The following is a 26,809-nucleotide window of genomic DNA, read 5'->3' on the forward strand; positions in this document are numbered from 1 at the left end:
TGATTATTTTTCCTCCTTCCTATAGGGTTCCTGTAGAAAATCCAATAGTTCAATCAAACTAGACTTCATTCGAATGACTGTGTGATAGTCCGATCTGGATAAAAGATAAGAAACAGTAGATTTCGGTGACTTATATCCTAGGTGTCTGCCGATGTCTTCATAAGTAGCGTTCTTGTCCTTTTCAACTAGTTTGATGACTTCTTTCTGTTTATCACTGCGATTGATGATCTTTTCATGGATGGCAAAAATCAGAGCATTTAAAGATTGGTATGGGTAATCTTCAGAATAGAAAAAGAATGAACTGTTTTCTTCATTAAACTGCCAATACTTTGCCTCAGGGTGGTTGTCTTTCAAAAATTGATCGCGTGCATCTAGTGCATTAAGAACCGCTGAGCCATTCATCGTATGAATAGTAGAATCAGTGGTCTCCAACTCACCTAAACCAATTCCGATATACACATATATCCCATCGGCTCCCAATCTTGTGTTTATTTCTTCTATAGCGAGATATCCAGCTGAATAACGGTTCAGGACACCGAGCAGCTCATCTCCATTTCGAACATCGAACGGTACCAACAACTCTTGGTTCCATTCTTCATTCAAGTGTTCAGCACATTTCAATAAAGCTTTTTGAAGCTGTTCTTTATCCAATTGTCTTGAGTGTTTTACATCACAAGCGATACATACACATGACATTACTAATCACCTCACAAATAATAGCACGAAACATAGGTTGATATAAAAACATCAATAATTATGGTGTTGATATTTTAATAACAACTATAACAGAAGGAAGCTATTTTTCAATAGGTAATTGGTTTTAAATCGGTTCAGTGTTTCTGCCTCTTACCTCGCCCTGTAGTCTAGAAAATGATATAATCTTCTAGTAGCTGAATTATGGAGGAATGTTAAGAATGATTACTGTTACAAATGTAGGTTTGCGTTTTGCAGATCGCAAGCTTTTTGAAGATGTCAATATAAAGTTCACTCCAGGTAACTGTTATGGACTGATTGGTGCTAACGGTGCTGGAAAATCTACGTTTTTGAAAATTCTATCCGGTGAGGTCGAACCTCAAAAAGGAGACGTCCATCTCCCTCCAAGTCAACGTATGGCGGTACTGAAACAGAACCATTTTGAATATGAAGAATATGAAGTACTAAGTGCCGTCATCATGGGGCATGAACGCCTTTACGAAATCATGCAGGAGAAAGATGCGATCTACGCTAAACCGGACTTTTCAGAAGAAGACGGAATAAAAGCTGCTGAACTTGAAGGAGAGTTTGCTGAATTAGATGGCTGGGAAGCTGAGTCGAATGCAGCAGTCCTTTTAAAAGGGTTAGGTATTGAAGAAGAACTTCACACCAAAAAGTTGGCTGATCTTACAGGTGGTCAAAAGGTCAAAGTGTTGCTTGCTCAAGCATTATTCGGCAATCCAGATGTCCTTCTCCTTGACGAGCCGACAAATGGCCTGGATCTACAAGCCACTCACTGGTTAGAAGAATTTCTGATCAATTTTGAAAATACAGTCATAGTCGTTTCCCATGACCGTCATTTTTTGAATAAGGTTTGTACACATATCGCTGACCTTGATTTCGGTAAAATCCAAATTTACGTCGGAAACTATGATTTCTGGTATGAGTCAAGTCAACTAGCTCAAAAGATGGCACAAGAACAAAATAAGAAAAAAGAAGAAAAGATCAAAGAGTTGCAAAACTTCATTGCAAGGTTCAGTGCTAATGCGTCTAAATCGAAACAGGCTACCTCCCGTAAAAAATTGCTGGAGAAGATCTCATTAGACGACATCAAGCCCTCTTCCCGCCGTTACCCGTTCGTCGGATTCACACCAGCAAGGGAAATCGGTAATGACCTTCTTCGTGTAGAAGGACTTACTAAAACAGTCAACGGGGAAAAAGTTCTTGATAATGTAAGCTTCATCATGAATAAAGACGATAAAATCGCTTTGGTAGGTAAAAATGAAATCGCGAAGACGACCTTGATGAAAATTTTGATGGGTGAAATGGAACCGGATAGTGGAACCTTCAAATGGGGAGTCACAACTTCTCAAGCATACTTTCCGAAGGACAATTCGGTATTCTTTGATGGCTGCGACTTGAATCTTGTCGATTGGCTGCGTCAATACTCTCCTGAGGATGATAGCGATACATTCTTAAGAGGATTCCTTGGCCGTATGCTCTTCTCTGGTGAGGAAGTCAAGAAAAAAGCGAGTGTCCTTTCTGGAGGGGAAAAAGTCCGTTGTATGCTTTCCAAGATGATGCTGAGCAATGCAAATGTACTGTTACTGGATGAACCGACTAATCACCTGGACTTAGAATCGATTACAGCCTTGAACAATGGATTGATCAAGTTCAAAGGTTCTATGATCTTCGCTTCACATGACCACCAATTCGTTCAGACGATTGCGAACCGTATCATCGAATTGACAGATAACGGGGTCATGGATAAGCAGATGACTTATGATGAATATCTGGAAAATAAAGATATCCAAAAACAACTCGATACAATGTATTCTTGATAAAGAAAGCTATCCGCAAAGGATAGCTTTTCATTTATTGAAAAAAACAAAAAAATTGTACAAAAACGGATATGATGTCACTGTATGTTGAGTTGTCCTCGAATTCATTTTGAAAGACAGGTACCTATGAAAGCATTCTGTCAACCTTCCTCTCTATCGCAAGTCCAGGTGTATGCTACTAGCACATCCTGTTTGCAATTAGTGAAGTATTAATGAAGGAATGCCTGGCAAGTTTCTACACACTTTCTGCATGCCTCTGCACATAAGCGACAATGGCTGTGCTCATGTTTTTCACATTCCTTTATGCATGCCATACAAACATCTACGCACAGATGGCAATATTGATCAATGAATGGGCTGTTCTTACTCATTGCAACAGCTGTGTACTCACAAATTTCAGCGCATTCTCGCGTCAGACGAAGACACTCATTTAACTGAGGGTCTTCGTGTTTTAAACAAGAATCAAAACAATGATTACACGTTACAAGGCATGATAAACATTCTTCGATACATTCTCCATACTCTTCATCCATTCTTTTAAATCCTCCTGCAATAGGTTGTTAGTATCCACTTACCACCATCCTCATAGAGATAAACTAGATGTATGCATTATAAATAAAGATGTTAGGCTCCCTCCTCTATATAAATAGGAAGAATGATGTGATTATTTACAATTGTATTAATTTTAAGATAGAAATATTTATTTCTAATGAAATCTTCTATATAATGAAAACTAACTCTTTTTGTCCACCCGTTATAAATCCGTCAGAAGGTGTTTCATTCGAATTCTCCTTTCACATCATTACTCTCAACTTCTGCTCACTGACTAGTGAAACCCTCGGATAAATTGAATTTTTTTAAGAAAGTAGGTAGTTTCCATGGAATCATTGATCATCCGTTCGTTCCACAAGGATGAAGTAAGATTTGCATTTGTATATGAAGGAAGACTGTATACGATGATTATGAAATGGTCCGTGGACAAAAACCATTGGAATTTGCACACGTACGATCAAGAATTGCGCAAGAACCCAGAACAATATCGGTTCATTGTGGAAAGGTTGTTATCTACTGATCGGGTTAAAGAATTTTTTAAAGACCGGAATATAAAAATGGATTCAGTATATTGTAAAGGCTGTAACAATGTTTCTGTTGAGTAAATAGCCAATAATCCAAACAAAATTGTATGGCAGCTGTACTCTATTCAAATACTTAATCGAATAAATAAGCAGAACTTATCACTTGGATCTGGACCTGATAAGTAAACCGTCATTTACCAAGTATTTGAAGGGGTTTAAAATTTATGGCAAAAGAAATAGTAATAAAATACAATTCTGTTTCTAAAGCCATCTGAAATCCATTATGTTTGGAGGGTCCAGGTTGTTCCGCTTACGCCTGTATTTCATTGGTATTCTAGCAGGTTCTACTTTAGGTCTGGTCAGTCACATCTTGAATTGATATCCCCGTTTCCCCCTATTCATTAGGGGGATTTTTTTGCATTTAAAGAAAGTGAAAATACTTCCTTCAATATAAGGGCAACTAAGGCTAGCCTACGCTAAGGCTTGGCTAAGCCAAGTTTTCTTTATGCGTACACTCTTTTCTATGCTAAATAATTTCATCCCAAATTACACAAGATAAATACAGAAGTGTGATTCGGAGGTGTTATGTATTGAGATTTAAAGTGGTTACAGTGGCATTTGTTTCGTTAGTGGCGATTTTTGCAGTCTATTTCTTTTATCCTGCTAATAATGTGGAAGCTCCTCGAGTTCAACAAGATATTACGCAAAAAAGGATTATTCCTGGTGAATTACGTACAACACAGTCTAAAGATCTTGTGAGATTGAATTCAATCAAATATGGTGAAAATCTTGTTCGAAAACTGGATACCAACTCATCTATAGGAGTTATCCAGCATAAAACGAAAGTGAAGAGCCATTATCAAGAACGCCAGGCTACAGTCAAGTTCAAGGAGAAACCAAGCCCAGAAAAAATAAAACTCATCTATAATGACATTGATGGCGAAGTGGCAAAACAATTGGATTCAACGTATATATTCAAATCTAAATCATTGACTACTCCTCAAATACTCAGTTACTTCAATTCAAGAAAAGATATTGAATACGCTGAACCCAACTATATCTATTTGCAAAATGAGATTGTTACAGATGATGAGTATTATCAACAGTACCAATGGAACCTCCCTGCAATCAGGACTGAACAGGGTTGGGAAGTCACCCGTGGAAATGAGGATGTGATCATCGCCATCATTGATACGGGTATAGATATGAAACACCCGGATTTAGCCCAAAGACTTGTAGAAGGTCATAACATATTAAACGACACCCCTTATCCGAATGATGATAATGGTCACGGTACACATGTCGCAGGCATCATCGCCTCTCAAACGAATAATGGTCTCGGCGTTGCAGGAATGACCTGGTACAACAAAATCATGCCGATCAAAACGATGAATGCAGATGGATATGGTACATCCTTTGATGTAGCGCAGGGTGTACGGTGGGCTACTGATCATGGAGCTGATGTCATAAATCTCAGTCTTGGTAATTATAAAGAATCAAAAGCATTAAAAGAAGCAATCGATTATGCTTATGAAAAAGATGTCATTCTCGTTGCAGCTTCGGGTAATGATAATACAAATCAAATCAGTTATCCCGCTGCGTTTGATAATGTACTTGGAGTGGCGGCAGTCAACACAAATTTGGAACGAGCAGATTTTTCAAATTATGGCGATTATATCGACGTCGCAGCACCTGGAGTAGATATCGCCAGTACGTATATTAACAACCAGTATGCTTCGCTTTCAGGTACATCAATGGCTACGCCCCATGTTGCAGCCCTGGCAGGATTAATACGCTCTTCGCAACCGGAACTTAAAAACAGTGAAGTGATCCAGCTTATTAAAGATTCAACAGATGATGTTGGAAGACCCGGGAAAGATCAATACACCGGAAATGGTGTCATTAATGTGGCCGCTGCACTCGATTCAAGTTATCAAAAGAAAAAACCATTCGGTAAATTAGGTGAATGGTTCAACTTAATTGGAAAATAAAAATAACTTAGAAGAGCCTGGGCAAAACAATTTGTCCGGGTTTTCTTTAGTGAGTAATAAATGAAGGTTCCGCTTCGCCAACATCCTTCGCTTTCCGCGGGGCGGCCCCAGCCTCCTCAAAAAGCACAGACCGCTTTCTTCCGGGGTCTTAGACTCATGCTGTTCCCGCAGCAGTCTATGGATCTCGCCTACGCTTTTCGTCTACATTTTATCCATTTTATTTTATTGTTCGTCGTTTCTGTTGACAGTAATAGTTTTTTCTCAGCTTCTTTTTCTTTGTTGGATTTAGCGATTGCAAAATCACCAATTTCTGCAGCGATCCGCAACTTTCCCAAAGGAATGTCATAAACCCTGGACTTCTTTTAAATGCTTGATGTAACATGATTCCGGAAATGTGATCATATCATGTGAATTAAGACAATTTATTTGAGGGGATATATAATGACATTTGTAATCGTACTCATATCGATATTATCATTTAAATTATTCATTTATAGTGTGTTGCTCATGATTGAAAATCGCAACCAGGTTACATTGATGGAAGCGAAAAGTATCGCGATGTCTACCGGTATGGTATTTGGGTTGATTTCAGGATTATACATGATGTACGTTTTAAGCGATGAGATATCTTCAGCGACTTTCATCTCAATGGCGATTGGAAGTCTTGCAGGTCTCACATTAAGTGCACCGATACATGTCCTTGCCGTAATGGAAGGTCTGATGGCTGGGATTATGGGTGGTATGATGGGGGTGATGCTTGGGGCGATGCTCCCGGTATCTGATTGGGATTTGATGATGAAAGTCCTTATGTTGATAATGGTGATTGTATTGTCAATCAACGTCAGCTATTTATATAAAAAGTCCTCAAAAAAGTACCCGACTAATTTACGCTTTTTCATGTTGTTTACAATCATCCTCTTATATGCTGGGGTCATTTTCAATCTCATTTCTACAGGTCCTGTCATTCAAATAGAGAACGTACCGACTCCTCACAATGAACATGGAAATTGAAACAAACAAAAAAGTGACTTGATAAACGGAGGGCATACCGTCTTGTATCAAATCACTTTTCTTTTTATTCTGGTTCGATATCGATGATCTTCGATTGTGTATCATGTGTTTTCGGGAGTTTGACAGTAAGTTGATTTCCAGACATCGATGCTTTGATATCCTCTGTTAACACGTTAGGGGGGAGTGGCAAATAACGTTCGATACGTTTAGAGTAGTTCTCTTTCCTCAAAATTTCCCCTTTATCGTTCTGGAGTTGCTCTGTTTCAAATTTTTGTATCAAAAGCCGTAATTGATGATTGATCACTTCCAGATTGACCCGATCATTCTCTTCTAGTGGCAGATTTGCCCGGATAATGATTTCGCGATCTGTTTCGGATGTATCTACATCGAAAAAATAATTGGATTGAAAATGGTTCAAATGCTTATCGAATTCCTTCATCGATTGTTGTAAATGCTGATCAATGGACTTCAAGAAATTATCCATCCGCTGGTCATCAAAAATATGCTTCAATTGATTTTTCCAAAAATCCATTTCTCTCTCCTCTTCCCTTCCCTTTCATTTTTATTGGCTTGTTATTGGGCATTCTATAATTCTCTTCCCTATTTCTGCTTAAATTTATTTATAGATTGGCCAGGTTATTTGAATCGTTGATATCTGGATCGATAGTATTCGTGAGGTTCCAGAAGTTATTTACAAGCATGAAATCACCAGTATTCGCTCCTCCACTCCCACTTGCACCTTTTGATGTCGACTTTGGCGATATATATAAGGTATCACCGAAGTTTACGGTAGCATTGGTTGCAACAGTACTGATTTTGATTGGAGCTAAAATGACAGATGGCACGTGAAACACTCCTCTTCTTTCGAATATGGGCACTTTTTCTAATGTATCGTATGCAAGCGATAAGAATGTGGTACCAATTAACAATGGAATGGGTATCCGCATATGTTGTTGTATAAATACCCCCTGAAAAGGATGTTCATTATGCCTGCTATGGTTGGAGCAATAAAAATAAACGAGGTGTCAGGTTCTGCAGTCTTTAACATTGGAGACGTCTATCATATAGGACCTAACAGTAGATCAAAAACGTTTGCGGGGGCAGGGTCTTTTAATACGGGTGACAACTTGCAGGTCAACAATGGATACAGCATCACACATACAATAGATTCAGATGTCATTGATAATAGTAATATTGGAAATACAGGCTGAAAAACACCTCTTTTTAAGCTTACCTTGTGTTAAATTCATACTGAGTTTGCATAGGTTAGTTATGAGGGGGTGAGAGCTTGAGTAATAATTATTATTTAGAGCACCGGATCCAGCAGCTTGAAGAAATCATCAGGCAATTACAAGATAAAACGCAATCGATCGAAACCATCGTCCAAGGAATGCAAAATGAAGTTGAACATTTGAAAAGCTCGCCTCAAACCTCAATTGAATATAATTTTGACCAATTGAAAATCGAAACGTTAGAAGGGACGTTGAATATCGGGCTCTCTCCTGGTGGGACCGGTCTTGATAATATTGAGGATCTTGGTGTAAACGGTAAGAAAATCCAGATGAATGAAAACAAAACCACTGATACCAAACCCCCTATTCCAGATGATATGTATAAATGGATCAATCAAGGAGTCGATCATTATTTGAATCACGATATCTTCAATGATATCAAAAAAATGGAAAAGCGGACTCGATTCAGTTTGACTGAATCGCAGCAAAAGTTGATTGTTGATGATATCAAAAGACAGATGGGGCTTCGTCTTCCCCATTATGTGATGTCATCTGATCCCGAAATTGCACATAGAAATCCTAATCAAGAGGCTGACAGGATAATGGAGCAAATCAAAAAAGATATCGTGAACGGGATTGAAATCTATATGAATAACGAAAAGAAGAAATTCCAAGGAGGAAAACAGGATGGAACTTAACGTGATCAATCGAGAGCTATCTGTTGGCGATATTCGGATCAATGGAATCTCGACTTCTTCAATGCTGTTGGTCGGTGATAGCGATGTGATCAATTGTCAATCCATGTTCGATACACCTCCAGAATCGTTAATCATCGGTGCTCCTCTCGTACCATTGTCGAAGGAATTTTAAGATGGACCGAATTTCAGTCGTTCAATATATCGAAATCGTCTCAGTCACTACCTCTTCCATCGTTCAAGCAGGTGACACGACTATACTGACTCCGGTTTCAAGGGCATTGGCTGTACAGAGACAAGAATCGACGTATGACGAAGAGGAGCATCAATTTGATATGTATCCGATTTTTTCAATACCTTTCCCGCCTTTGTACTATGAAACGATCCCTGTGAAGACAGTTCAAGAAAACCCTGCTATACATGTCAACTCCATCAATATCATCGGGGTAGCTGCATCCTCTGCAGTCCGAATAGGAAAAACAGATTTCGTCTCAAGTGAGGCTCGTGTCAAACACATTCGCCAATTCACTGTCAATCCTTATGAATAGGAGGATGAGCATGAATGTGTATGTCAATCAGACAATCACCATACAAACTCTGCGTGTAGAAGGCTTACAAAACTCTTCCATCCTCCAAATCGGTACCACCGGAGTTTTAAAACCTATCTCATATTCAGCCAACACAGGGGGCTTTACAGAACCTGCGCCTCAAATGCAGCAACCGTTCGGCGGTGTAGAAGAAATTACTGGCCCGCTCGTCCCATTTGCCCCTGAAAGTTGAGCATTTTATTAATTGCGAGGAGATTTTTATGGATTCATGGTCAAAAATGATGGATTGGAAACAGATGGCTGATAAATATATCAATCAAAGTTTCTTTCCAAATCAACAAGAACACAAAAACTCCGGGCCGCAAGTTAATGTTTATGAATCAGAAAATGAGCTATTATGTTTGATCTCGCTTCCAGGTCTGGAAAATGTGGATGATGTTGAAGTTTATGTATATAAAAGTTCTATCAAATTGATTGGAAATACGTCCTTGCACATACATGGCATGTCGATTAAACAAGATGAAATTTTCCAAGGCAGATTTGAACGTGAAGTGTCATTGCCTTACTCTGTCAGGGAAGATCCAATTGATGCGTATTATCAGAAAGGAGTTCTGTATATCCGTTTATATCGGTTGCTTACAGATGATCGTCCGCGGAAAAAAGTTGATATCAAGTACCATGCTGATTAAAATACGGGCTGACACTAAATACGAGCCAACCCTGCATTGAACCTATGCATTTCCAACATTATTACTATCTGCCACATCGGGATCTATCGTAATGGAAACACTGAATAGATTGTTTTCTGTCAAGAAATCACCAGTGTTACCTCCTCCAGACCCTCCAGCACTTTTTGAAGTTGATACGGGTGTATTAAAAAACAAGTCTCCAAAATTAACAGTTCCACCACTTACAGTGGAAATTTTGATGGGTGCAATGATGATAGTTGGCATATCTACTCTCCTTTACCCCCTTTATACATGAAAAGGGTTGACCTCTATAGTCAAGGCAAACTCCTGCACACCATCTTTCAAGATGTATACCACGTCACGTGTTGGAGCGGACTGACTTTTGATATGGTCAAACCCTTTATTAAGATGACAAACATGTAATTTTTATTTCAGGTAGCAAAAGGAGTCCGACAACTCCTTTGCTTACCTTCTATTGATCGTTTTGGTCAAATTAGCTTACAAAAGCTACTCCCACAATGATAAGGAGAATAAACAAAACTACGATCAAAGCAAAACCTGCTCCATAGCCGTAACCCATGAAAGACATCCTCCTTCCTTCAGGTCATTAAAAGAAACGATTCTCCATAAGAGAATGTTCTTTTCACTACATACTATGTAAAAGTACAGGTTTTGATAGGGACAAGTGGCGATATTTTTAAGAAGTTTTCAGGTTTTTTTATAAAAAAACACACGAAAATCCTTTATGTCTATTTTTCTTCATTCTTGTCTTATCGAATTCAAGCTTCATGAAATGATGAAATGGAACACAGCTGATTTGATATGGTCATGAACACTTCATGGGGTGATCAAAATGAGAAACAGCTGATTTGATATGCTCATGAACGCTTCATGAGGTGATCAAAATGGGAAACAGCTGATTCGATATGCTCATGAACGCTTCATGGGGTGATCAAAATGAGAAACAGCTGATTTGATATACTCATGAACGCTTCATGAAGTGATCAAAATAGGAAACATGGGTATTGATAATGGCGGTGTATCTGAGGTGTGTTTCCAAACGAAGCTTTGCCAATGGTTCATATCCTTGAATTTCATCTTTTTTTGAAAATTTAAGTATGTTATAATTATACTGTTTGGTTTTTATAAATGCATCTTTATGCGCAGTATAAGTGGTCCTATTTCCGACTTTTGCATGATTTCTCTTCGAATCTTTTGATCTATATTCTTTACATTCATATACATTTTCGGACAAGCTGTCCCTTAAGTAGGTCAATTGTTTATAAATATGTGCGAAAGGCGGAAAAATCAAATTTATTTAACAACGAGGTGAAATGCACAAATGGACAACGAGAAAACACAGCTTCAACCTAGTACAACAAGTTATTTGAAATTCCTCATCCCATCGTTGATCGGAATATTCCTATTTATGATTCCAATCAGTTTTAAGGGAGAAGTGACGATACCGGTTGCGTTGCTCGCAGACTGGTTACAAGGATTACTTGGTGACAGTATTCCTGTAATCATGACATGGATCATCGCTCTTGCTGTCATACTTTCCTTTATCGCAGTTATTGTAAAACCAGCATTCATCATGAATAACACTTTTCTAAAATCTTTATTTCATGTACGGCCATTCTGGTTGATTACGAGATTATTAGGAATGATTTTCGCATTTATGACATTGTATGAAATCGGCCCTGAGTGGATTTGGTCTCCAGATACTGGCGGCTTACTATTGACTGGACTGATTCCTGTATTATTCTCAGTCTTCTTGTTTGCAGGCTTGTTCCTGCCGTTATTGTTGAATTTCGGATTGTTGGAATTATTCGGAGCACTTTTGACAAAAATCATGCGCCCTATTTTCACCTTGCCAGGTCGCTCCTCAATCGACTGTTTAGCATCTTGGCTAGGTGATGGGACGATTGGAGTCCTACTCACGAGTAAACAATATGAAGAAGGAAACTATTCGAAACGGGAAGCAGCAGTAATTGGGACTACCTTTTCAGTCGTATCAATCACTTTTACAATCGTCGTATTGAAACAGATGGAATTGGATGCATACTTTGGTCCATATTATTTGACGATTGTATTGGCTGGATTCGTAGCAGCATTGATTTTACCCCGTATTCCGCCGTTATCAAAAAAGAAGGATACGTATGTTGATGAATCAGATGTTCGGAAGACGGAAGATATCCCTGAAGGTATGTCTATCTTTTCCTGGGGGCTGAAATCCGCAGCAAACACTGCGCAAAAAACAAAAAGCTTTGATGTCATCGTCAAAGGCGGCTTCCAAAACGTTCTTGACATGTGGATGGGGGTCATCCCGATTGTCATGGCTATTGGAACTGTCGCATTAGGAATTGAGGCAGCTACACCAATTTTTGAATGGCTAGGTAAACCATTCGTACCACTGCTTCAAATCATGCAGGTTCCTGAAGCTGCCAATGCTGCGCAGACCATTGTCGTCGGTTTTGCCGATATGTTCTTGCCAGCTCTTATCGGTGTAGAAATCATCGAAAGTGAAATGACAAGGTTCATCATAGCTTGTCTATCTGTAACACAGCTTATTTACATGTCAGAGGTTGGTGGCCTGTTGCTCGGTTCTAAGATACCAGTGAACTTTAAAGACCTGGTCCTTATATTCTTAGAACGTACGCTTGTTACATTGCCTGTCATCGTTTTGATGGCACATATCATTTTTTAATTCGGTATTTGAGGGCAGTTCTTAGGAGCTGCTCTTTTTTTATTTCCAAAAACAACAATCTATGCAAAAACCGCCTTATGGGTTTAGGCTAAATGAGGTCAAATTCCTCTCAAATCAACAAAGCCCTAATTGAGCCTTTATTAAGAAAAGGCTGAGAACATGAGATCTCAGCCAGAAAAGATTACCATTTGAACCAAGGATCTGAATTTTCATCCTCTTCTGTTTCATCATCATCATCTTCTTCATCTGTTTCATCTTCATATTCATCATCTGAATCATCATCGCTGACTTCTTCATCATTTCGATTCTCACCGAGGCCCCACATTGCATCCCAAGGATTTACAACTTCTTCTTTTTCTTCTTCGTTGCTGTCTATATTTTTTGTTTTAATTTCTTTGTTATTTTTCTTTTCCATGATAGCCCTCCTTTCCGGAAACACCAGGAGTATTTACTGATGAACCATCTCTAATTACAATATTGAAAAATTGATATTTCGATACGGCCACATGCCTAATTTCATGAAAAAAAGAGAAGACGTGGATTGTCTCCTCTTTTGGTCTATCTGACAGTAGTCAAAAATTCTTTTACTGATTCTGGTGTTTTGGCATTTGCGCTATGCAAGTGAGCAAGCTTTTCTCCATTTTGGTAAACAAGTAGGCTTGGTATGCCCATCACCTCATATTTTTCAGCAATTTCCGGAAATTGATCCTTATCGATCTGATACCAGTCTTTATCCGGATTTTCTTCAATTATTTCCCCGATGAACATATCGAGACGTTTGCAATCTGGGCACCAATCGGTAACGAATTTGATTACAGTTTGCTTAGATCGATTGATAAGGTTGTTGAATTCCTGTTCTGAAGTTACTTCTTTCATTCTGATCCCCCTCTGGTACTCGATATCATTATTATACAAAATCTTTGTGCCCAGTGTTAAATATGGCGCTTCAAGCATGAAAGTTGTTCATACCTATTCCTTATGGTCCACTAGTCATATAGAGGATAAATATTCAATGAGTTCATTAAAAAACGACAACAGTATAAACTATAAAAGATAAATGGACATGCGAGGGGAGGAAATCTTATGAGTCACGTACATGATCATCATGCTAACAAAAAAGCGTTGAAAATATCTTTATTATTGATCAGTCTTTTCATGATTGTAGAAGTGATCGGGGGTATAGTGACGAATAGTTTGGCATTGCTTTCAGATGCCGGGCATATGTTCAGTGATGCCGCTTCATTGGGATTAAGTTTTCTAGCAATCCATTACGGAAGTAAAAAGCCGAGTGATAATAAGACCTTTGGCTATAAACGTTTTGAAATTCTAGCTGCTTTTATCAACGGAATTGCTCTTATCGTCATATCATTCATCATCTTATATGAAGCCTATCACCGTTTCATTGAACCACCTGATGTGGCTGGCCATGGAATGCTATCGATTGCGATAATCGGGTTGATCGTTAATGTGATTGTCGCTTATATCTTGATGAAAGGTGATACAAGCGGAAACTTGAATGTGAAAAGTGCATTCCTGCATGTATTAGGAGACCTTCTTGGTTCCGTGGGGGCTATTATCGCAGCGATCTTCATCATCGTGCTTGGCTGGGGGTATGCAGATCCTATCGCAAGTGTCATTGTTTCATTACTGATTTTGATAAGTGGTTGGAGAGTGACCAAGGAAGCGATCCATGTACTGATGGAAGGGACACCAGGTCATATTGATATAGAAGAAATCAAATCTTCACTATCAACCTTCCCTGCAATAAAAAATGTCCATGATCTTCATGTCTGGTCGATTACTTCAGGTTACATTGCGTTAAGCTGCCATATAACAATCGATGAGGAAACGGATCACCAACAGTTATTGGTGCAGGTATCTGATTATCTAAAAGAAGATTTCCATATCAACCATACAACGATCCAAATAGAATACAAAGATAGAGATTGTGATCCATGTAATTAATAAAGGCTGTTTTTGCAAACTTTGTTGCACTTGCACTTAAAGAAAGTAAAAAATACTTTCTTCAGTATAAGGGCAACTAAGGCTCGACCTACAAAAGGCTTGGTCTTGCCAAGTTTTTTTAAAAGTCGTGATTTCCGCTCAAGGATGCTCGCTTTCCGGGGGGGGGGGGCGTGCGGTGAGCCTACTCGTTCGCCTTACGACATAGAATGGTCTCACCTGTCCCGCTGTTCCCGAAAGAGTCTACGGATGTCGGCTTCGCTTTTCGTGTTTCATTTTATCCATTCAATTTATCTATTCAATTTTATTGTTCGTCTTTTGTTGGAAGTTATAGTTTTGTCCCAGCCTCTTTTAAAAATTTTGGTTGTTAGTTTTGGTTCTATGAAACTCAATCCATTAGCGAACCCCAAGCTTATTTGCCGATAGTTCGGATAAGGTTTTCTACCTCTTCTCCCTTTTGCGTACCGATAAGATATTTTCTTCCGTCCTTCATTTCAATACGGATTCCTTCAGACCCTTTAACATTGTAAGCAGTTGTTCCATTGAATGAAAATCTTAATCCAAAACCTAAAAATTCCTTTAAAGGATTATACATCTCCACATTGATGGATTTCATTTCAGAAAACATGAATTTCCTCTCTTTAAGATGGAACGGTCTGAATCTGACAAAGATCCCACTTTCGTTTATTTTTGTCGTTAACGTAATCGTTAATAAGAATATTGGAAAGCAGATTCCAAATAAAATCCATAGAACCCATAACGTTGTATCAGATGCTGGGTTTGTTCCAAATGGTTTTCCAAAGTATATTTGTTGAATGAAACCATACCACATCACTCCTATTAGGATCAAAACGATAAGGATGTAATACCAGCTAGTGAAGCGTTGTTTTTCTTTATAAAGAACTTCCACCTAAGTTGCATCCTCTCTCTTAAACTGATTTAAATTGATATACGATAGAATCACCGATGGGTCTGTAGCCGATTCTTTTGTAGATACTGTTCGACGTAGGATTTGCAAGGTCTGTATACAAGGTACAAAACTCATATCCCTCTTTTAACAACATTCGGCTTAATTGAGATACACATGAAGTAGCATATCCTCTCTTTTCATATTTTTTCGGTGTGTAAACATAATTCACACTCATACCTTTGGAAGTTCCTCTTGCTTTACGAGCCATAGAAACGGGTTCTCCATCCACCCACACGTATAGACTTTCTTGTTGAATGAACTCCTTCGTTTTTTCTTTTGCTTCAGCAATCGTAAATGGGGTTTCAGTCACGAATGAAAATTCATATCCCCATTTTGAGAGAAGCTCATGATCTTCCATAGTAGCTAAACGTATGAACCCTGGGCTTTGAGGAACATCCATCACTTTTGTCAATTTAAAAATGCATTGCTCCATCGCAGTCTCATATATAATTTTCTCGTCTTTACACCATTTTTCAGCAAACGTTCCCGCAAGATGTTTAGTGCCAATCACACCAGGTATTATAAGTTGGATCTTTTTAAGGTTTGCAATTGCATGTTCAATCGCTTCATTAATCTGTATGTGAGAGCTGTCACCAAATACCCCCAAATTATAGGGTGGTGTCATGATCAATACCAGGACAAGTTCATTGTCATCGTCTGTTATTGTTGCAAAAAATGGAGCAGGCTTGGATATGGTACCTTGTTTATCATTATGAAGACACCGATTTAAAATGCCAAGAGGAAGATTATTTAATGCTTCATCCTTTTGTAAAAACGTTTCAGCGTCTTTAGCAAATACACTTGCATCCTTGTATTGTCGAAAATCCATTCTCCACGGCCCCTCTCTTTGTACGATTTAGATTAAGGAATTCACTAGCTTTTACTTAAAATGCATTAAGTGGTCAATTTAACCGAAACGCCAAAATCTGCACGGTCTTATCCCCATCTAATACTTATACAAATAAACACGGATTCCTATTTAGTGCTGCAATAAATACTTGTTAACATAATTAAAATACAATCTACTGGTTACCTGGTCTTTCTCATCTCTTCTGGGAATTTCCGCTCTGCTGAAACAAAAAAAACTAATCCTAATTCAAGGATACACAAAGAAACAATTGCAATAAATCCAAACATATCGAACACCAGCCTTATGTAAGTAATCATAAGTAATTATAAGTCAAACTGGTAGTTATTACAATAAGTTAAAATAAGCATAACTTAAAACTCTTTTTGCTCACTTTGCTTAATTGCATTATAATAGATATACAGAAAGGCTGTTTTTGCATAAATTGTCTGATTACGGGACTATCTCATGGCTTTCGCCGTCTTCCTGATCCACACTCAATAACACCAGCCTTTAAAAAAGTGAGGTTTTGTTATGTATCAAGACGAACGCTTAATAAGGATCCTTGAATACTTAAAAGACAATGAACGGATTACGGTAAATGAGATGATGAATCTCTACGGTATCTCCCGAGATACTGCAAGAAGGGATTTAGTGAAATTAGAAGAACAAGGTGAGATATTTCGAACAAGAGGTGGAGCACTTCTTGCTTCGGAGATGAAAGAGGCTGAGAAACAGGTAGAAAATCGCCAGGAGGATTCCGTTTTCATATCTAAAGAAAAAAGAGCAATTGCAAAAGCTGCGCTTACGTTCATTAAACCTGGTGAAAGCTTGATGTTCGACTCCTCAATGTATGTTCAATACCTTGCAAACATTTTAACTGAGCCAAGTGTGGTTATTACGAATTCATTGAAACAAGCAAGTATACTTTCAAACAGGAAGGATATGGATCTTCACCTTCTGGGAGGACGCTTGAATATCGATTATGAGTCTCTTCAAGGTCCATACTTATTCGAGGATATGGAACGGTATTTTGTGGACAAAGTCTTCATCAGTGCAGATGGAATTGATTCTGAGGGTATCACTTATATTGATGAAAACGAAGGCATGGTCACCAAAGAAATGACTAAACGGGGGAAACAGGTGATTTTATTGGCTGATTCAACGGTGTTCGGGACACAAAAACTATATAAATGTTTATCTTTCAATGAGTTAGATGTGTTGGTGACTGATCAGAACCCGAGAAATGATTTCCTCCCTTTGTTGGAAAAATCGAATGTGAAATTAGTTGTTGCCAGTGATAAATGAAAGAGGCTGGTCCCGGTTGACGGGTTCCGTTTTGAGGTACAAAATCGGAATTCGCGGCCAAAATCGCAAGGCAAATTACATAATTTTCACGGACAATTTCTCATAGGAATTCACAAGAAAGAGCTCAGATCTGAGCTCTTTTTTGCGTTATTTGATTAAGGAGCTTACTACATTAAAGCCCCCTTTTCTGTAAGACTCGTATTCGAGGTATCTCTTTCTGTTTTTTTACTTTAGCACTCGTTAACGGAAGAATGGATAAGTAGTTTATTATTCTTTTTTAGTTTTACTTGAGTCAATTGCCGTTCCAACTGTTATTCCAAGAACCAAACCTATACCAGCTCCGATTGCTAGGTTATCAAATATAATTAACCCAAGCACTGCTCCTAAGGGTAACCCTATACCAATACCAGCCGCCAGATAAGTATTCCCTGTTGTTTTTTTATTTTTTCCCATCTTTTAAATTTCCTCTCTGATAACTCTATTTGCTTTTATTCTTCCTCAATCTTGCTCCGCCAGTTAAAAAGCTACATTTATGGTGGTCATTATGCTTAAGTAATTAGGGCAATTCCTCTATTAAGAACACGCCCCCTTTAATTGAATTAACATCTATATTGAGAAGAAGTGCCTTTTACTCTTAATTTGTAGTACAGTAATAATTCACAATTTCTATAAGACGCTCGGAATTTTCAGATGATACTCCTTCTGACAATCTTGCTGCAGCGATTATTGGCGCCCATTGAAAGATTTCATCTTTTGACAACCCGTACTTCTCACAACAAAGATGCATATACATTTTAGCCAATTCTTCTGAAAACTGGGAACACAAAAGATAAGTTCTATAAATGTCAGCCCGTAGATCTCCTGCACTTGAATCAACCCAGTCTATAATTACAACTCTATTTTCTGACATAATTAAGTTAAATGGATGGAAATCTCCATGACATAATCTTTTCTCGAATGTCATCATATCCAACTTTCCTAATAAAACTAATTTGAGTTTATTTTCCAGGTTAGGGGCATTTTCTATTTGTCGACTTAATTTTTCCGACATTTGTTCAATAGAACGAGCTTCATTTTGATGAATTCTTTGTTGTACATCAACGCAAATATTCATGTAATGTTCTGCTTGTTCTATATTATTAGATATGATAGCGCCTATTGTTTTTCCCTCAATGTATTCCATTATAATTGCTTGTTTCCCCTCTATTTTAGTGACATCCATTACTTTTGGTACAGAGAGTCCACATGAATATGCCATTTTTTGCTTATATGCTTCATTTATAGATTCCATGTCTGGTAAATTGTCATTGAACACTTTGACGATTTTATTTTCATAAAGATAAACCTTTGCTGTATTTCCTATAGCTATCGGGGTGCCTAAATTCATTTTTACTCTCCTTAGGTTTGATTTATCCTCCACTTGTTTTAAGCAATCGCCCCCGTTCGTATTATAAGGTCAGCCAGTCATTTCTGATTTTGTTATATATTTCTCTTAAATTTTAATTCAAACTGCGGCTTAGTTATATAGTCCATATAATGAACACTTCCGTTATAATCTAAATATGCTTGATAGCGTGTCCGCAATGCAGGGGCTGAGACCATATTAAGAACTTCGCCTTTACTAACCCAGCGACTTTCTGATGTTTCATCCGATGTTGTCAATTCCCCACCTACGGGTTCACATACAAAATCAAACATTACTTTTGTGGGTACTATCTTTACCCCACTATGTCCCTCATATGTTGCTGTATTAGAGAAAACTCCTATCAAATGAGAAACTTTAACATCAATTCCACTCTCTTCTTTAACTTCTCTGATTACCCCTTCTATTAAATTTTCCCCGACCTCTACTTGACCTCCTGGAAATACCCACTGTCCATCTCGACGAGTTTTTACTAATAATATTTCATCCTTAACATTTTCAACAAATCCCCCCGCAGCAACAATATGTACTGGCATTTGCATTATATATCCCTCCATTTAAATATGATTTTTCTTCCACAATTCTGCTCAGTTCTTGAACAAATGAAAATCTGGAGAGCACGTATCGATCTTCAGCTCACGCCCCCGTTTGAGGAAGAATAACTCATTCATTAAACTTAACGGACACAGAGGACCTTATTTTTATGAAATACATGTGTTTCCAAACTCTAACGGACACAGGAGACCTTATTTGCTCCAAAATCATCAAAAACAACCTACTTCTTAACGAATAGCGTCTCTGGTGTCCGTTAGCATCCCGAAATTAGTGTTTTTGTCACAAATAACGGCTCTCCTGTCCGTTAGGCACATCTACAATCCTTATTCCACAATCCTCCCTCTATAAAGAAAGGGTAATCTTGCGAATTCTCTAGTTTTCTTAAGTTTTTATAGTGATTCATTATTAATAATGGTTTGAATCATGGGATTATGTTGAATTAATGGGCAATTTTGGAGTTTGAGAGTAAAAAGACTCATATCCACCTAACCACTTAATTCCAGAAAGTGGGTAATGGGCGAAAATATAATCGCACATATGGATGTCCACAAATCTCATGGAGGTCAACCCTCCCATGTCTCACAGAGTCTCTGCTCCAAAATTCCTTCGTTCAACCTTTCCATGAGGTGGATGTCAGCTATGCTGCCCGACAGGATCATTGTCCGTACTTTAGTTGGTTTGCCTGACTAATCCGTGCTTCAAGTTGTATAAATAATGAACTAAATAATTACAAAATAAAACTAGCGTAATCTATGCTGCTTCCTGTGATAATGCCATATGAGGGATATCGCTTAACATTCTTTCTTCACTAAACTCAAACTTCTTTTTACCGATAGCGAACAATATACGAATCAACTTATTACACAAAGCAATCATGGATTGCATCTTCTTTAATGGATTGTTGGGTCGAGTTGTATAGTATTCATGTAAGGCTTTAAAAGCTGAATTCTTAGCGACAAGGGGCATTACTACTTTAAACAAAAGGGCTCTTAATTTTTTTCTGCCTCTCTTTGTAATCTTGGTCTGGCCCTTGTGCTTACCCGATGTATTTTCTTTTAGGTTAAGACCAGCTAGTTTGATAATCTGTCTCGGATGGGTGTATTGGCTGAGGTCTCCGACCTCTGAGAAGAAGCCTATGATTGTGTCCCTACCAATACCTGTGATCCCTAACATTTGTTCAACACCTGGAACGTGTTCAAGTAGGGAGTCCATTTGGGACTCGAGATCTTCGAATTTCATTTGTATAAACTCATACTTTTCTAAAAGAGTTTGCAGTTCTAACTTCGCCATCTCTGAACCTTGACGAATACCAATCGAAAGATTGGCTACTTGTTTCAATTCTTGCATCTTCGCTAAACCTACTCCACGTTTTACAGCTTTCCTCAGGTGGGTTAATAACTCTTGATCAGAGAGCTTTACTAGCTCATGTGGCAAAAGATTTAGCTTTAATATTTGTAAAGCTGCTTTCCCTTCCCATTTTTTAAAGACAGTTAGTAGCTCAGGGAAATACCGATCAATCCAGTTGTGAATTTGTCCTTGAACTGATTGAAGATCAACAGATAAGAGATCGCGTATTTTTCTAGCACCACGAAGTTCCGCATAAACACCCTCTGGAATGTTGGGTTCAGCGTATCTCGCATCTTTCACTAATTGTGCAATGACCTTCGCATCTTTCACATCATTCTTGGTTGGTGAGTTATCATCTAACTCCTTAGCTTTCTTCACATGTAGAGGGTTTACCACGACAAATTTGATTTTGTTTTCCTTCAAAAATTGGGCTAAATTAAGCCAATAATGACCAGTAGGTTCCATCCCAATGATCACTTGATCCATTTTATGATTTACGATGAGTTTTTGGATCCACTCTAATAGACTATTGAATCCCATTATCGTGTTTTCAAAAGAAAGAGATGATCCCAACTCTACACCTCTAAAGTCCTGAGCACGTGCAACGTGATTGAACTTCGCGATATCAACACCTATAATGAGTGTTTGAGAAGTAATTTGAGCAAGTTTTTGATTTTGGTTATAATTCATTGTACAGCCTCCTGGAATGTTGTTTTTTTGCTGGCCAGCTAAAAACATCATACCAAGGGGCTTATTTATTTCTCAACTCGGATATTACTTCATAACAGGAATGCTGCCCTTTTACTGAATAACGGTTACCATTAATTCATATCTATATATGTTTCTAGCCTCTTTTGTTATTCACATAGAAAATCACACAAGTTCCACACCCCCTACATAAATTATTTCTTACCCTGTGAATCGGGGTGTAATTCAAATGTATTTTTCAATCAAGCTTATAATAAAACAAGAAAAACGCATGTGATTTCGTTTGTGACATACGTTTTCATGAATGAGTAAATTGTACTGTGTGTACTTCAAAAGAGACCCCGTTGAGGACCCGGTCAGCCACTTTTATATGTTCAAATCAGTCGTTTTCTGGGCACGTATGAACAGAAATTGCGGTTTCTTGGTCAGTTTTTCATATTTTTCGGGGATTGCGTGTTTAAATTCATCTGTAGGCATCGGCTCGATCAGCTTTTCGATTACAAAACCATTCAGATGGAGTGGTTTAAGTATTTCATTCAATGGTCTCCTGTAAAACTGGACTTCAACCTTCCCATCCGGTGTGTCCCATTCATCTGTCAATAATTCTGTAGCAAAATAATTATCACGATCGAATTCGACATAATCCATGAATGGATGATGAACTGAGAATATGAATCTCCCTTTGTCTTTAAGAATCCGGTTGAATTCTCTCATCGGAAGTTCCCAATTCTTCAGATAATGAAGTGTCAATGGGGAGACGATTAAATCCATCGAATGATCATCAATCATGTCCAATGGATCGTTGAGGTCAGACTGGAAGACTTCCGCTCGCTCGCCAACCCGCTTTTTCGTGTACTTTACCATATTCGGACTGAAATCGATGGAAGTGACTTTGGCAGCACTCTGTTTAATGAACCATTCTGTGTACCATCCTGCACCACAGCCAGCATCCAAAACATGCTTCCCTTCGATATCCGGAAGCAGTGATAAGGTGCCCGGTCTTTCGTAATGCGCATTGAATGGTTCTGCATCAACATTTCGAGCATAGTGAATTGCCAATTGTTCATAAGCATCAAATGAAATCAAGTCTTTCATGTAGAACATCTCCTACGGCTATAAGGATGAAAAAATCGTCAAAATTCGGACATGTAAAGGGAAAACATTGCGGACTATAGTCAACAGGTGTCGTAACCTTCCACTATTTCTACAGGGTAATAGATCCAGCCTTCCTCTACAGCGGTTTCTTTTTTAATACAAGGCTCATTAAGGAATACATTCTTCAAGACCTTCCCATCTCCTGCGTATAGGAGCGCAAGAAAAGCACAAATTGCTGCGTCATATGCGTCTGTATGGACTGGGATTTCCTCAGGTATCAATGAGAGAATCTTGTTGTTTACATCTGATGTTTCAAAGCCTTTGATCAAGGCTGGATACACCTAGATGACGAATTTGTTCCCCTTAGTAGACCTTTGCTGTGGATGGATAACAAAGGATTGTTCATGATACCAATTCATAGCATAGCTCATAGCTAGTGTCGCATTGTTTCCAAGTTTATCGAATGGTGCAGATAATGGTTTTTTGCCAAACCTTTCATACACATGACGTTCGGTTTCGCGATAGGCGTATGGATTGAAAATTTCTTTGGAAGGCTTTTCGACAGAAGTCCGTTCATTATTGACTAACTTTTTATATGCAAGAGGAAAACCCAACGATGCGTCTATACCGAGCACAGTTATTTCAAAATCCTCGATCGAAACGGAAGGGTCCAGTTGATGAATGATGTTTTGCGGTGTCCAAAGGGTATGATCGTAGATTTTCGTATTTTTAGGTTGTCCGATCCATTGGAGTTCTTTCGTCAACGTATCAAATGTGCAAGCTGCGATCCCTTGTTTCGTTCCCATCCACCCTCCAACATCCCATCCAATTCCTAGTTTCATAGCCATGATCTATACCACATCCTGATCATTTTTGCTCTAGTAATAAACGTAGTGAGAAAAATGCAAATACAGTCCCTTTCAGACGGTTGATCCATCGGAATACTGTCGCGTTACTCCAAAGCTTTTCTCCGATTGTACCTGCTGATATTGACAAGATAATGAATATAAGAAGGGCCTGAACGATAAAGAGTAAGCCTAGTATTGTCATCTGAACCGAAATAGAGCCGTTGCTTACCTTTACAAATTGAGGAAGGAAGGCTAAAAAGAAAATCGAAACTTTAGGATTCAAGATATTCATGAAAATACCTTTGCGATATAGATTCATCAACGTGTATTGCTTTACTTTTTGCTGTTCGGGTCTGTTATTTTCTCGGAAAGCTTGGATTGCTAAATATAACAGGTAGATTGCGCCGGCAACTTTAATGATCGTGAAAGCTAAGCTGGATTGATAAAGGATCGCCGAAATTCCGACTGCAGCTGCCAACGTATGCGCGATCAGTCCCGTACAAAGTCCAAGACCGGTTGCAATCCCTGCCTTTTTTCCATGTGAAACACTCTGTGCGAATACAAACATGAAGTCAGGACCGGGTGTGATGGTCAATAAGATAGAGGCAAATAGAAAATAACTGATCGTGTTCAAGTCCATATGTAAGTTCCCCTTTTAATGTCAATTATACGTTGTATCTATCATACCAGAATGGGGTGGAAAGGGGACGTGCAGCCCCCTATTCCTTATCAATCATTGTGACGGTTCTGCAACCTTTACGATATATTTGCCTATATTTTCACCGGTAAATAATCCTAAGAACGCATCAGGAATATTCTCAAATCCTTCGACGATTGTTTCCCGATAAGAAAGTTTCCCTTCTTGAAGCCATTTAGCAAGGTCTTTGACCGCATCCTCAAAGTAGGCACCATAATCGGAGACTATGAAGCCTTTCATCAAGGCACTGTTGATAAGCAGATTTGGTTGGACCCGGATTCCGAGGTCGGACTTCTCAAGGTTATATAATGCAATCTGGCCACAGACAGGAATACGTGCTCCTTTGTTTATCAACCGTAAGACAGCATCAGAAACCTCACCGCCGACATTATCGTAATAAACATCGACTCCGTCTTTACATGCCTCTTTAAGTTGTTGTTTGAATGATTCAGATTTATAATTGACGGCTTCATCAAAGCCAAGTTCGTCTTTAAGATAAGCCATTTTTTCATCCGATCCTGCAATACCTACGACGCGTGCCCCTGCAATTTTCGCAATTTGACCAACGACAGTACCGACTGCTCCGGCAGCACCAGAGACGACCACTGTCTCCCCCAGTTCTGGCTTTCCGATGTCAAGCAAACCGAAATAGGCTGTAATACCAGGCATCCCCAGCACGCCTAAATGCGTCGTAACAGGAGCTTGTTGTGGATCGATTTTTCGAAGCGATTCTTCAGACGCTGTTTGATAGGTTGCCCAGCCAAGGTTCCCAATGACCAGATCCCCGATTTGAAACTCTGTGCTGTTACTTGTAACGACTTCAGCAATCACACCGCCAGTAATGACTTCTCCAACAGCATATGGTTCAACATAAGATTTCTGATCATTCATCCTTCCTCTCATGTATGGATCGACTGAAATATATAATGCTTTAAGTAAAACTTCCCCACTTTCAGGTTCATTCAACTGTGATTCTGTCCATTCAAAGGTCTCATGGCCCGGCATTCCAACTGGTCTTTTTGCTAAACGTATTTGTTTTGAAGTTCGTTCGTTCATAATCAATCCCACCTTTAAGACAATGTATCTTTATTATAATTTTCAAGAGGTCATAAATAAAATAGATTGCTTGAAACGTAAGAGGATTGGTTTTACATATTTTATGATATAATTACCGGATGACATGGATCAGGAGATTACGATATGTACGAGACACATACAAAGAAACAGAAGCTTAAACAATTTTTATACATTCTTTTTCCCATTTTAATCACCCAGGTCGGGTTGTTAGCGATGAATTTCTTCGATACGTTGATGAGCGGACAAGCAGGTGCAGAGGACTTAGCCGGTGTTGCGATCGGCTCAAGCATTTGGGTTCCTGTTTTTACGGGATTAAGCGGCATTCTTATGGCTCTGACCCCTATCGTGTCACAGCTGATCGGGGGAACTCGAAAAGATAAAGTGCCCTTTTCAGTCATTCAAACAATCTATCTAGCTATATTTCTCTCACTTGCAATAGTGGTTATAGGCATGTTCGTTTTGACGCCAATCCTTAACGCGATGGATCTTACCGCCAAAGTGAGCCATATTGCCTTCCATTATCTGATCGGTTTATCTTTTGGAATCCTCCCATTGTTCGTCTACACAGGGATAAGGAGTTTCATTGATGCATTAGGAGAAACGAGAACGACGATGTTCATCACTCTGCTCTCCCTTCCTATCAATATCTTATTCAACTATCTTCTTATATTCGGGAAACTTGGATTTCCAAAGCTGGGAGGGATCGGAGCAGGATATGCATCTGCTATCACCTATTGGTTCATCATGTTCGTTGCCATCATCGTTGTGCATAAAAATCCGCCATTCACCATCTATAGAATTTTTCGGAACTGGTACCCAGTTTCTCTTAACGCATGGAAAGAAGTATTGAAAATCGGAGTACCGATCGGCCTTGCCATCTTTTTTGAAGTGAGTATTTTTGCGGCTGTAACTCTACTCATGAGTCGGTTCGATACGATCACCATTGCAGCACATCAGGCAGCCATCAATTTTGCTTCTTTACTTTATATGGGACCGCTGAGCGTCTCTATGACACTGACGATCGCTGTTGGATTTGAAGTCGGTGCAAAACGTTTAAAAGATGCAAAAGAGTACAGCATTCTAGGCATCGGCATTGCGCTCTTTTTGGCATGTGTTTCAGCTGTATTTCTATGGTTATTCAATGAACAGGTAGCAGGTCTGTATACAAAAGAGGCTGCTGTGTTGAAATTGATTTCGCATTTCTTGATTTATGCTATATTCTTTCAGCTGTCAGATGCGATAGCTGCTCCGATCCAGGGTGCACTGCGAGGTTATAAGGATGTCAATATGACTCTGGTGATGGCGCTTATTTCATATTGGGTCGTAGGGTTGCCCTTAGGATATATTCTTGCAAATCACACGACTTTCGGACCTTTTGGATATTGGATCGGCTTAAGTTCAGGATTGACTTCTGGAGCGATAACCTTATATTTGCGTCTGAGGTATCTACAGCGGCGATATGCAGCCTCCTTAAATTCCGGATGAAAAT

At 38.8% G+C, this 26,809-nt stretch carries 34 protein-coding genes; 15 read left to right on the forward strand and 19 right to left on the reverse strand.

Annotated features, from left to right (window positions below; all coding sequences use genetic code 11):
* Positions 1–3 precede the first annotated feature (3 nt).
* Positions 4–696 carry a SatD family protein gene (locus tag N8M93_RS18095; protein WP_261134041.1) on the reverse strand — a complete coding sequence of 231 codons (693 nt, stop codon included), beginning with the start codon at positions 694–696 and terminating at the stop codon, positions 4–6.
* Between the two features lie 218 nt (positions 697–914).
* Between N8M93_RS18095 and N8M93_RS18100 the strand changes: the two genes are divergently transcribed.
* Positions 915–2,534 (forward strand): ABC-F family ATP-binding cassette domain-containing protein, encoded by a 1,620-nt coding sequence (locus N8M93_RS18100; protein ID WP_261134042.1) that lies wholly within the window; start codon positions 915–917, stop codon positions 2,532–2,534.
* A gap of 209 nt (positions 2,535–2,743) precedes the next feature.
* Here N8M93_RS18100 and N8M93_RS22820 read toward each other — a convergent pair whose 3' ends face one another.
* Complete coding sequence (locus N8M93_RS22820; protein ID WP_314728309.1) at positions 2,744–2,905, reverse strand: four-helix bundle copper-binding protein; 162 nt, start codon at positions 2,903–2,905, stop codon at positions 2,744–2,746.
* A 507-nt stretch (positions 2,906–3,412) separates the two neighbouring features.
* On the opposite strand from N8M93_RS22820, the gene N8M93_RS18110 reads away from it, so the two are divergent.
* From N8M93_RS18110 to N8M93_RS18125, 4 genes are all read left to right on the forward strand, one after another.
* Positions 3,413–3,691, forward strand: coding sequence for a hypothetical protein (locus N8M93_RS18110; protein ID WP_261134043.1), 279 nt, complete (start codon positions 3,413–3,415; stop codon positions 3,689–3,691).
* Positions 3,692–4,200: 509 nt separating this feature from the next.
* The gene (locus N8M93_RS18115) at positions 4,201–5,601 is read left to right on the forward strand and encodes a S8 family peptidase (protein ID WP_261134045.1); all 1,401 of its coding nucleotides are present in this window, start codon (positions 4,201–4,203) and stop codon (positions 5,599–5,601) included.
* 60 nt (positions 5,602–5,661) lie between these two features.
* Complete coding sequence (locus tag N8M93_RS18120) at positions 5,662–5,949, forward strand: hypothetical protein (RefSeq protein WP_261134046.1); 288 nt, start codon at positions 5,662–5,664, stop codon at positions 5,947–5,949.
* A gap of 93 nt (positions 5,950–6,042) precedes the next feature.
* The gene (locus N8M93_RS18125) at positions 6,043–6,612 is read left to right on the forward strand and encodes a hypothetical protein (RefSeq protein ID WP_261134047.1); all 570 of its coding nucleotides are present in this window, start codon (positions 6,043–6,045) and stop codon (positions 6,610–6,612) included.
* A gap of 64 nt (positions 6,613–6,676) precedes the next feature.
* Here N8M93_RS18125 and N8M93_RS18130 read toward each other — a convergent pair whose 3' ends face one another.
* Together N8M93_RS18130 and N8M93_RS18135 are read right to left on the reverse strand one after the other, a co-directional pair.
* On the reverse strand, positions 6,677–7,144 hold the full coding sequence (locus N8M93_RS18130; RefSeq protein WP_261134048.1) for an Hsp20/alpha crystallin family protein: 468 nt from the start codon (positions 7,142–7,144) through the stop codon (positions 6,677–6,679).
* Positions 7,145–7,232: 88 nt separating this feature from the next.
* The gene (locus tag N8M93_RS18135; protein ID WP_261134049.1) at positions 7,233–7,457 is read right to left on the reverse strand and encodes a spore germination protein; all 225 of its coding nucleotides are present in this window, start codon (positions 7,455–7,457) and stop codon (positions 7,233–7,235) included.
* A 141-nt stretch (positions 7,458–7,598) separates the two neighbouring features.
* Between N8M93_RS18135 and N8M93_RS18140 the strand changes: the two genes are divergently transcribed.
* The 6 genes from N8M93_RS18140 to N8M93_RS18165 all read left to right on the forward strand — a co-directional run bounded on the left by N8M93_RS18140 (position 7,599) and on the right by N8M93_RS18165 (position 9,776).
* Positions 7,599–7,823 (forward strand): spore germination protein, encoded by a 225-nt coding sequence (locus tag N8M93_RS18140; RefSeq protein ID WP_261134050.1) that lies wholly within the window; start codon positions 7,599–7,601, stop codon positions 7,821–7,823.
* A 77-nt stretch (positions 7,824–7,900) separates the two neighbouring features.
* Positions 7,901–8,542 (forward strand): spore germination protein GerPC, encoded by a 642-nt coding sequence (gene gerPC, locus N8M93_RS18145; RefSeq protein WP_261134051.1) that lies wholly within the window; start codon positions 7,901–7,903, stop codon positions 8,540–8,542.
* Positions 8,532–8,714: a spore gernimation protein GerPD gene (locus N8M93_RS18150; protein WP_261134052.1), complete on the forward strand. Its 183-nt coding sequence runs from the start codon at positions 8,532–8,534 to the stop codon at positions 8,712–8,714. The genes gerPC and N8M93_RS18150 overlap by 11 nt, the downstream gene beginning before the upstream one ends.
* 1 nt (position 8,715) lies before the next feature.
* Positions 8,716–9,087: a spore germination protein GerPE gene (locus N8M93_RS18155; RefSeq protein ID WP_261134053.1), complete on the forward strand. Its 372-nt coding sequence runs from the start codon at positions 8,716–8,718 to the stop codon at positions 9,085–9,087.
* A 10-nt stretch (positions 9,088–9,097) separates the two neighbouring features.
* Positions 9,098–9,319, forward strand: a complete 222-nt coding sequence (locus N8M93_RS18160) for a spore germination protein GerPB (protein WP_261134054.1) — start codon at positions 9,098–9,100, stop codon at positions 9,317–9,319.
* Between the two features lie 28 nt (positions 9,320–9,347).
* Positions 9,348–9,776: an Hsp20/alpha crystallin family protein gene (locus tag N8M93_RS18165; RefSeq protein ID WP_261134055.1), complete on the forward strand. Its 429-nt coding sequence runs from the start codon at positions 9,348–9,350 to the stop codon at positions 9,774–9,776.
* 42 nt (positions 9,777–9,818) lie between these two features.
* On the opposite strand, the gene N8M93_RS18170 is transcribed toward N8M93_RS18165, so the two are convergent.
* Positions 9,819–10,040: a spore germination protein gene (locus N8M93_RS18170; protein ID WP_261134056.1), complete on the reverse strand. Its 222-nt coding sequence runs from the start codon at positions 10,038–10,040 to the stop codon at positions 9,819–9,821.
* A 229-nt stretch (positions 10,041–10,269) separates the two neighbouring features.
* Complete coding sequence (locus N8M93_RS18175; RefSeq protein WP_221564876.1) at positions 10,270–10,365, reverse strand: YjcZ family sporulation protein; 96 nt, start codon at positions 10,363–10,365, stop codon at positions 10,270–10,272.
* A gap of 753 nt (positions 10,366–11,118) precedes the next feature.
* Here N8M93_RS18175 and N8M93_RS18180 point away from each other — a divergent pair.
* Entirely contained in the window at positions 11,119–12,483 is a 1,365-nt protein-coding gene (locus tag N8M93_RS18180; RefSeq protein ID WP_261134057.1) for a YjiH family protein, read from the forward strand.
* A 181-nt stretch (positions 12,484–12,664) separates the two neighbouring features.
* On the opposite strand, the gene N8M93_RS18185 is transcribed toward N8M93_RS18180, so the two are convergent.
* Positions 12,665–12,898, reverse strand: a complete 234-nt coding sequence (locus N8M93_RS18185; protein WP_261134058.1) for a hypothetical protein — start codon at positions 12,896–12,898, stop codon at positions 12,665–12,667.
* Positions 12,899–13,041: 143 nt separating this feature from the next.
* Positions 13,042–13,398: a thioredoxin family protein gene (locus N8M93_RS18190; RefSeq protein WP_396125690.1), complete on the reverse strand. Its 357-nt coding sequence runs from the start codon at positions 13,396–13,398 to the stop codon at positions 13,042–13,044.
* Between the two features lie 168 nt (positions 13,399–13,566).
* On the opposite strand from N8M93_RS18190, the gene N8M93_RS18195 reads away from it, so the two are divergent.
* Entirely contained in the window at positions 13,567–14,448 is an 882-nt protein-coding gene (locus N8M93_RS18195) for a cation diffusion facilitator family transporter (RefSeq protein ID WP_261134060.1), read from the forward strand.
* A gap of 409 nt (positions 14,449–14,857) precedes the next feature.
* Here N8M93_RS18195 and N8M93_RS18200 read toward each other — a convergent pair whose 3' ends face one another.
* Both N8M93_RS18200 and N8M93_RS18205 read right to left on the reverse strand, forming a co-directional pair.
* The gene (locus tag N8M93_RS18200; RefSeq protein WP_261134061.1) at positions 14,858–15,355 is read right to left on the reverse strand and encodes a DUF6141 family protein; all 498 of its coding nucleotides are present in this window, start codon (positions 15,353–15,355) and stop codon (positions 14,858–14,860) included.
* 19 nt (positions 15,356–15,374) lie between these two features.
* Complete coding sequence (locus N8M93_RS18205) at positions 15,375–16,244, reverse strand: GNAT family N-acetyltransferase (protein ID WP_261134063.1); 870 nt, start codon at positions 16,242–16,244, stop codon at positions 15,375–15,377.
* A 552-nt stretch (positions 16,245–16,796) separates the two neighbouring features.
* Here N8M93_RS18205 and N8M93_RS18210 point away from each other — a divergent pair.
* A complete protein-coding gene (locus N8M93_RS18210) occupies positions 16,797–17,570 on the forward strand; it encodes a DeoR/GlpR family DNA-binding transcription regulator (RefSeq protein WP_261134065.1) in 774 nt (257 codons plus the stop codon).
* A 267-nt stretch (positions 17,571–17,837) separates the two neighbouring features.
* Here N8M93_RS18210 and N8M93_RS18215 read toward each other — a convergent pair whose 3' ends face one another.
* The 9 genes from N8M93_RS18215 to N8M93_RS18255 all read right to left on the reverse strand — a co-directional run bounded on the left by N8M93_RS18215 (position 17,838) and on the right by N8M93_RS18255 (position 25,299).
* A complete protein-coding gene (locus N8M93_RS18215; RefSeq protein WP_261134067.1) occupies positions 17,838–18,023 on the reverse strand; it encodes a glycine zipper family protein in 186 nt (61 codons plus the stop codon).
* 181 nt (positions 18,024–18,204) lie between these two features.
* On the reverse strand, positions 18,205–18,957 hold the full coding sequence (locus N8M93_RS18220) for an aminoglycoside phosphotransferase family protein (protein ID WP_261134069.1): 753 nt from the start codon (positions 18,955–18,957) through the stop codon (positions 18,205–18,207).
* Between the two features lie 92 nt (positions 18,958–19,049).
* Entirely contained in the window at positions 19,050–19,535 is a 486-nt protein-coding gene (locus tag N8M93_RS18225) for an NUDIX hydrolase (RefSeq protein ID WP_261134070.1), read from the reverse strand.
* Between the two features lie 763 nt (positions 19,536–20,298).
* Positions 20,299–21,585, reverse strand: a complete 1,287-nt coding sequence (locus N8M93_RS18230) for an IS110 family transposase (RefSeq protein ID WP_261134071.1) — start codon at positions 21,583–21,585, stop codon at positions 20,299–20,301.
* 384 nt (positions 21,586–21,969) lie between these two features.
* Positions 21,970–22,698 carry a class I SAM-dependent methyltransferase gene (locus tag N8M93_RS18235; RefSeq protein ID WP_261134072.1) on the reverse strand — a complete coding sequence of 243 codons (729 nt, stop codon included), beginning with the start codon at positions 22,696–22,698 and terminating at the stop codon, positions 21,970–21,972.
* Between the two features lie 80 nt (positions 22,699–22,778).
* Positions 22,779–23,027 (reverse strand): hypothetical protein, encoded by a 249-nt coding sequence (locus N8M93_RS18240; RefSeq protein WP_261134073.1) that lies wholly within the window; start codon positions 23,025–23,027, stop codon positions 22,779–22,781.
* Positions 23,028–23,039: 12 nt separating this feature from the next.
* Complete coding sequence (locus tag N8M93_RS18245) at positions 23,040–23,546, reverse strand: hypothetical protein (protein ID WP_261134074.1); 507 nt, start codon at positions 23,544–23,546, stop codon at positions 23,040–23,042.
* A gap of 19 nt (positions 23,547–23,565) precedes the next feature.
* On the reverse strand, positions 23,566–24,186 hold the full coding sequence (locus N8M93_RS18250) for a LysE family translocator (protein ID WP_261134075.1): 621 nt from the start codon (positions 24,184–24,186) through the stop codon (positions 23,566–23,568).
* Positions 24,187–24,279: 93 nt separating this feature from the next.
* A complete protein-coding gene (locus tag N8M93_RS18255) occupies positions 24,280–25,299 on the reverse strand; it encodes an NADP-dependent oxidoreductase (RefSeq protein ID WP_261134076.1) in 1,020 nt (339 codons plus the stop codon).
* A gap of 144 nt (positions 25,300–25,443) precedes the next feature.
* Between N8M93_RS18255 and N8M93_RS18260 the strand changes: the two genes are divergently transcribed.
* The gene (locus N8M93_RS18260; RefSeq protein WP_261134077.1) at positions 25,444–26,805 is read left to right on the forward strand and encodes an MATE family efflux transporter; all 1,362 of its coding nucleotides are present in this window, start codon (positions 25,444–25,446) and stop codon (positions 26,803–26,805) included.
* Positions 26,806–26,809: the final 4 nt, after the last annotated feature.

It is taken from the genome of Bacillus sp. Marseille-Q3570, assembly GCF_946151055.1.
GTDB lineage: Bacteria > Bacillota > Bacilli > Bacillales > Fictibacillaceae > Pseudalkalibacillus.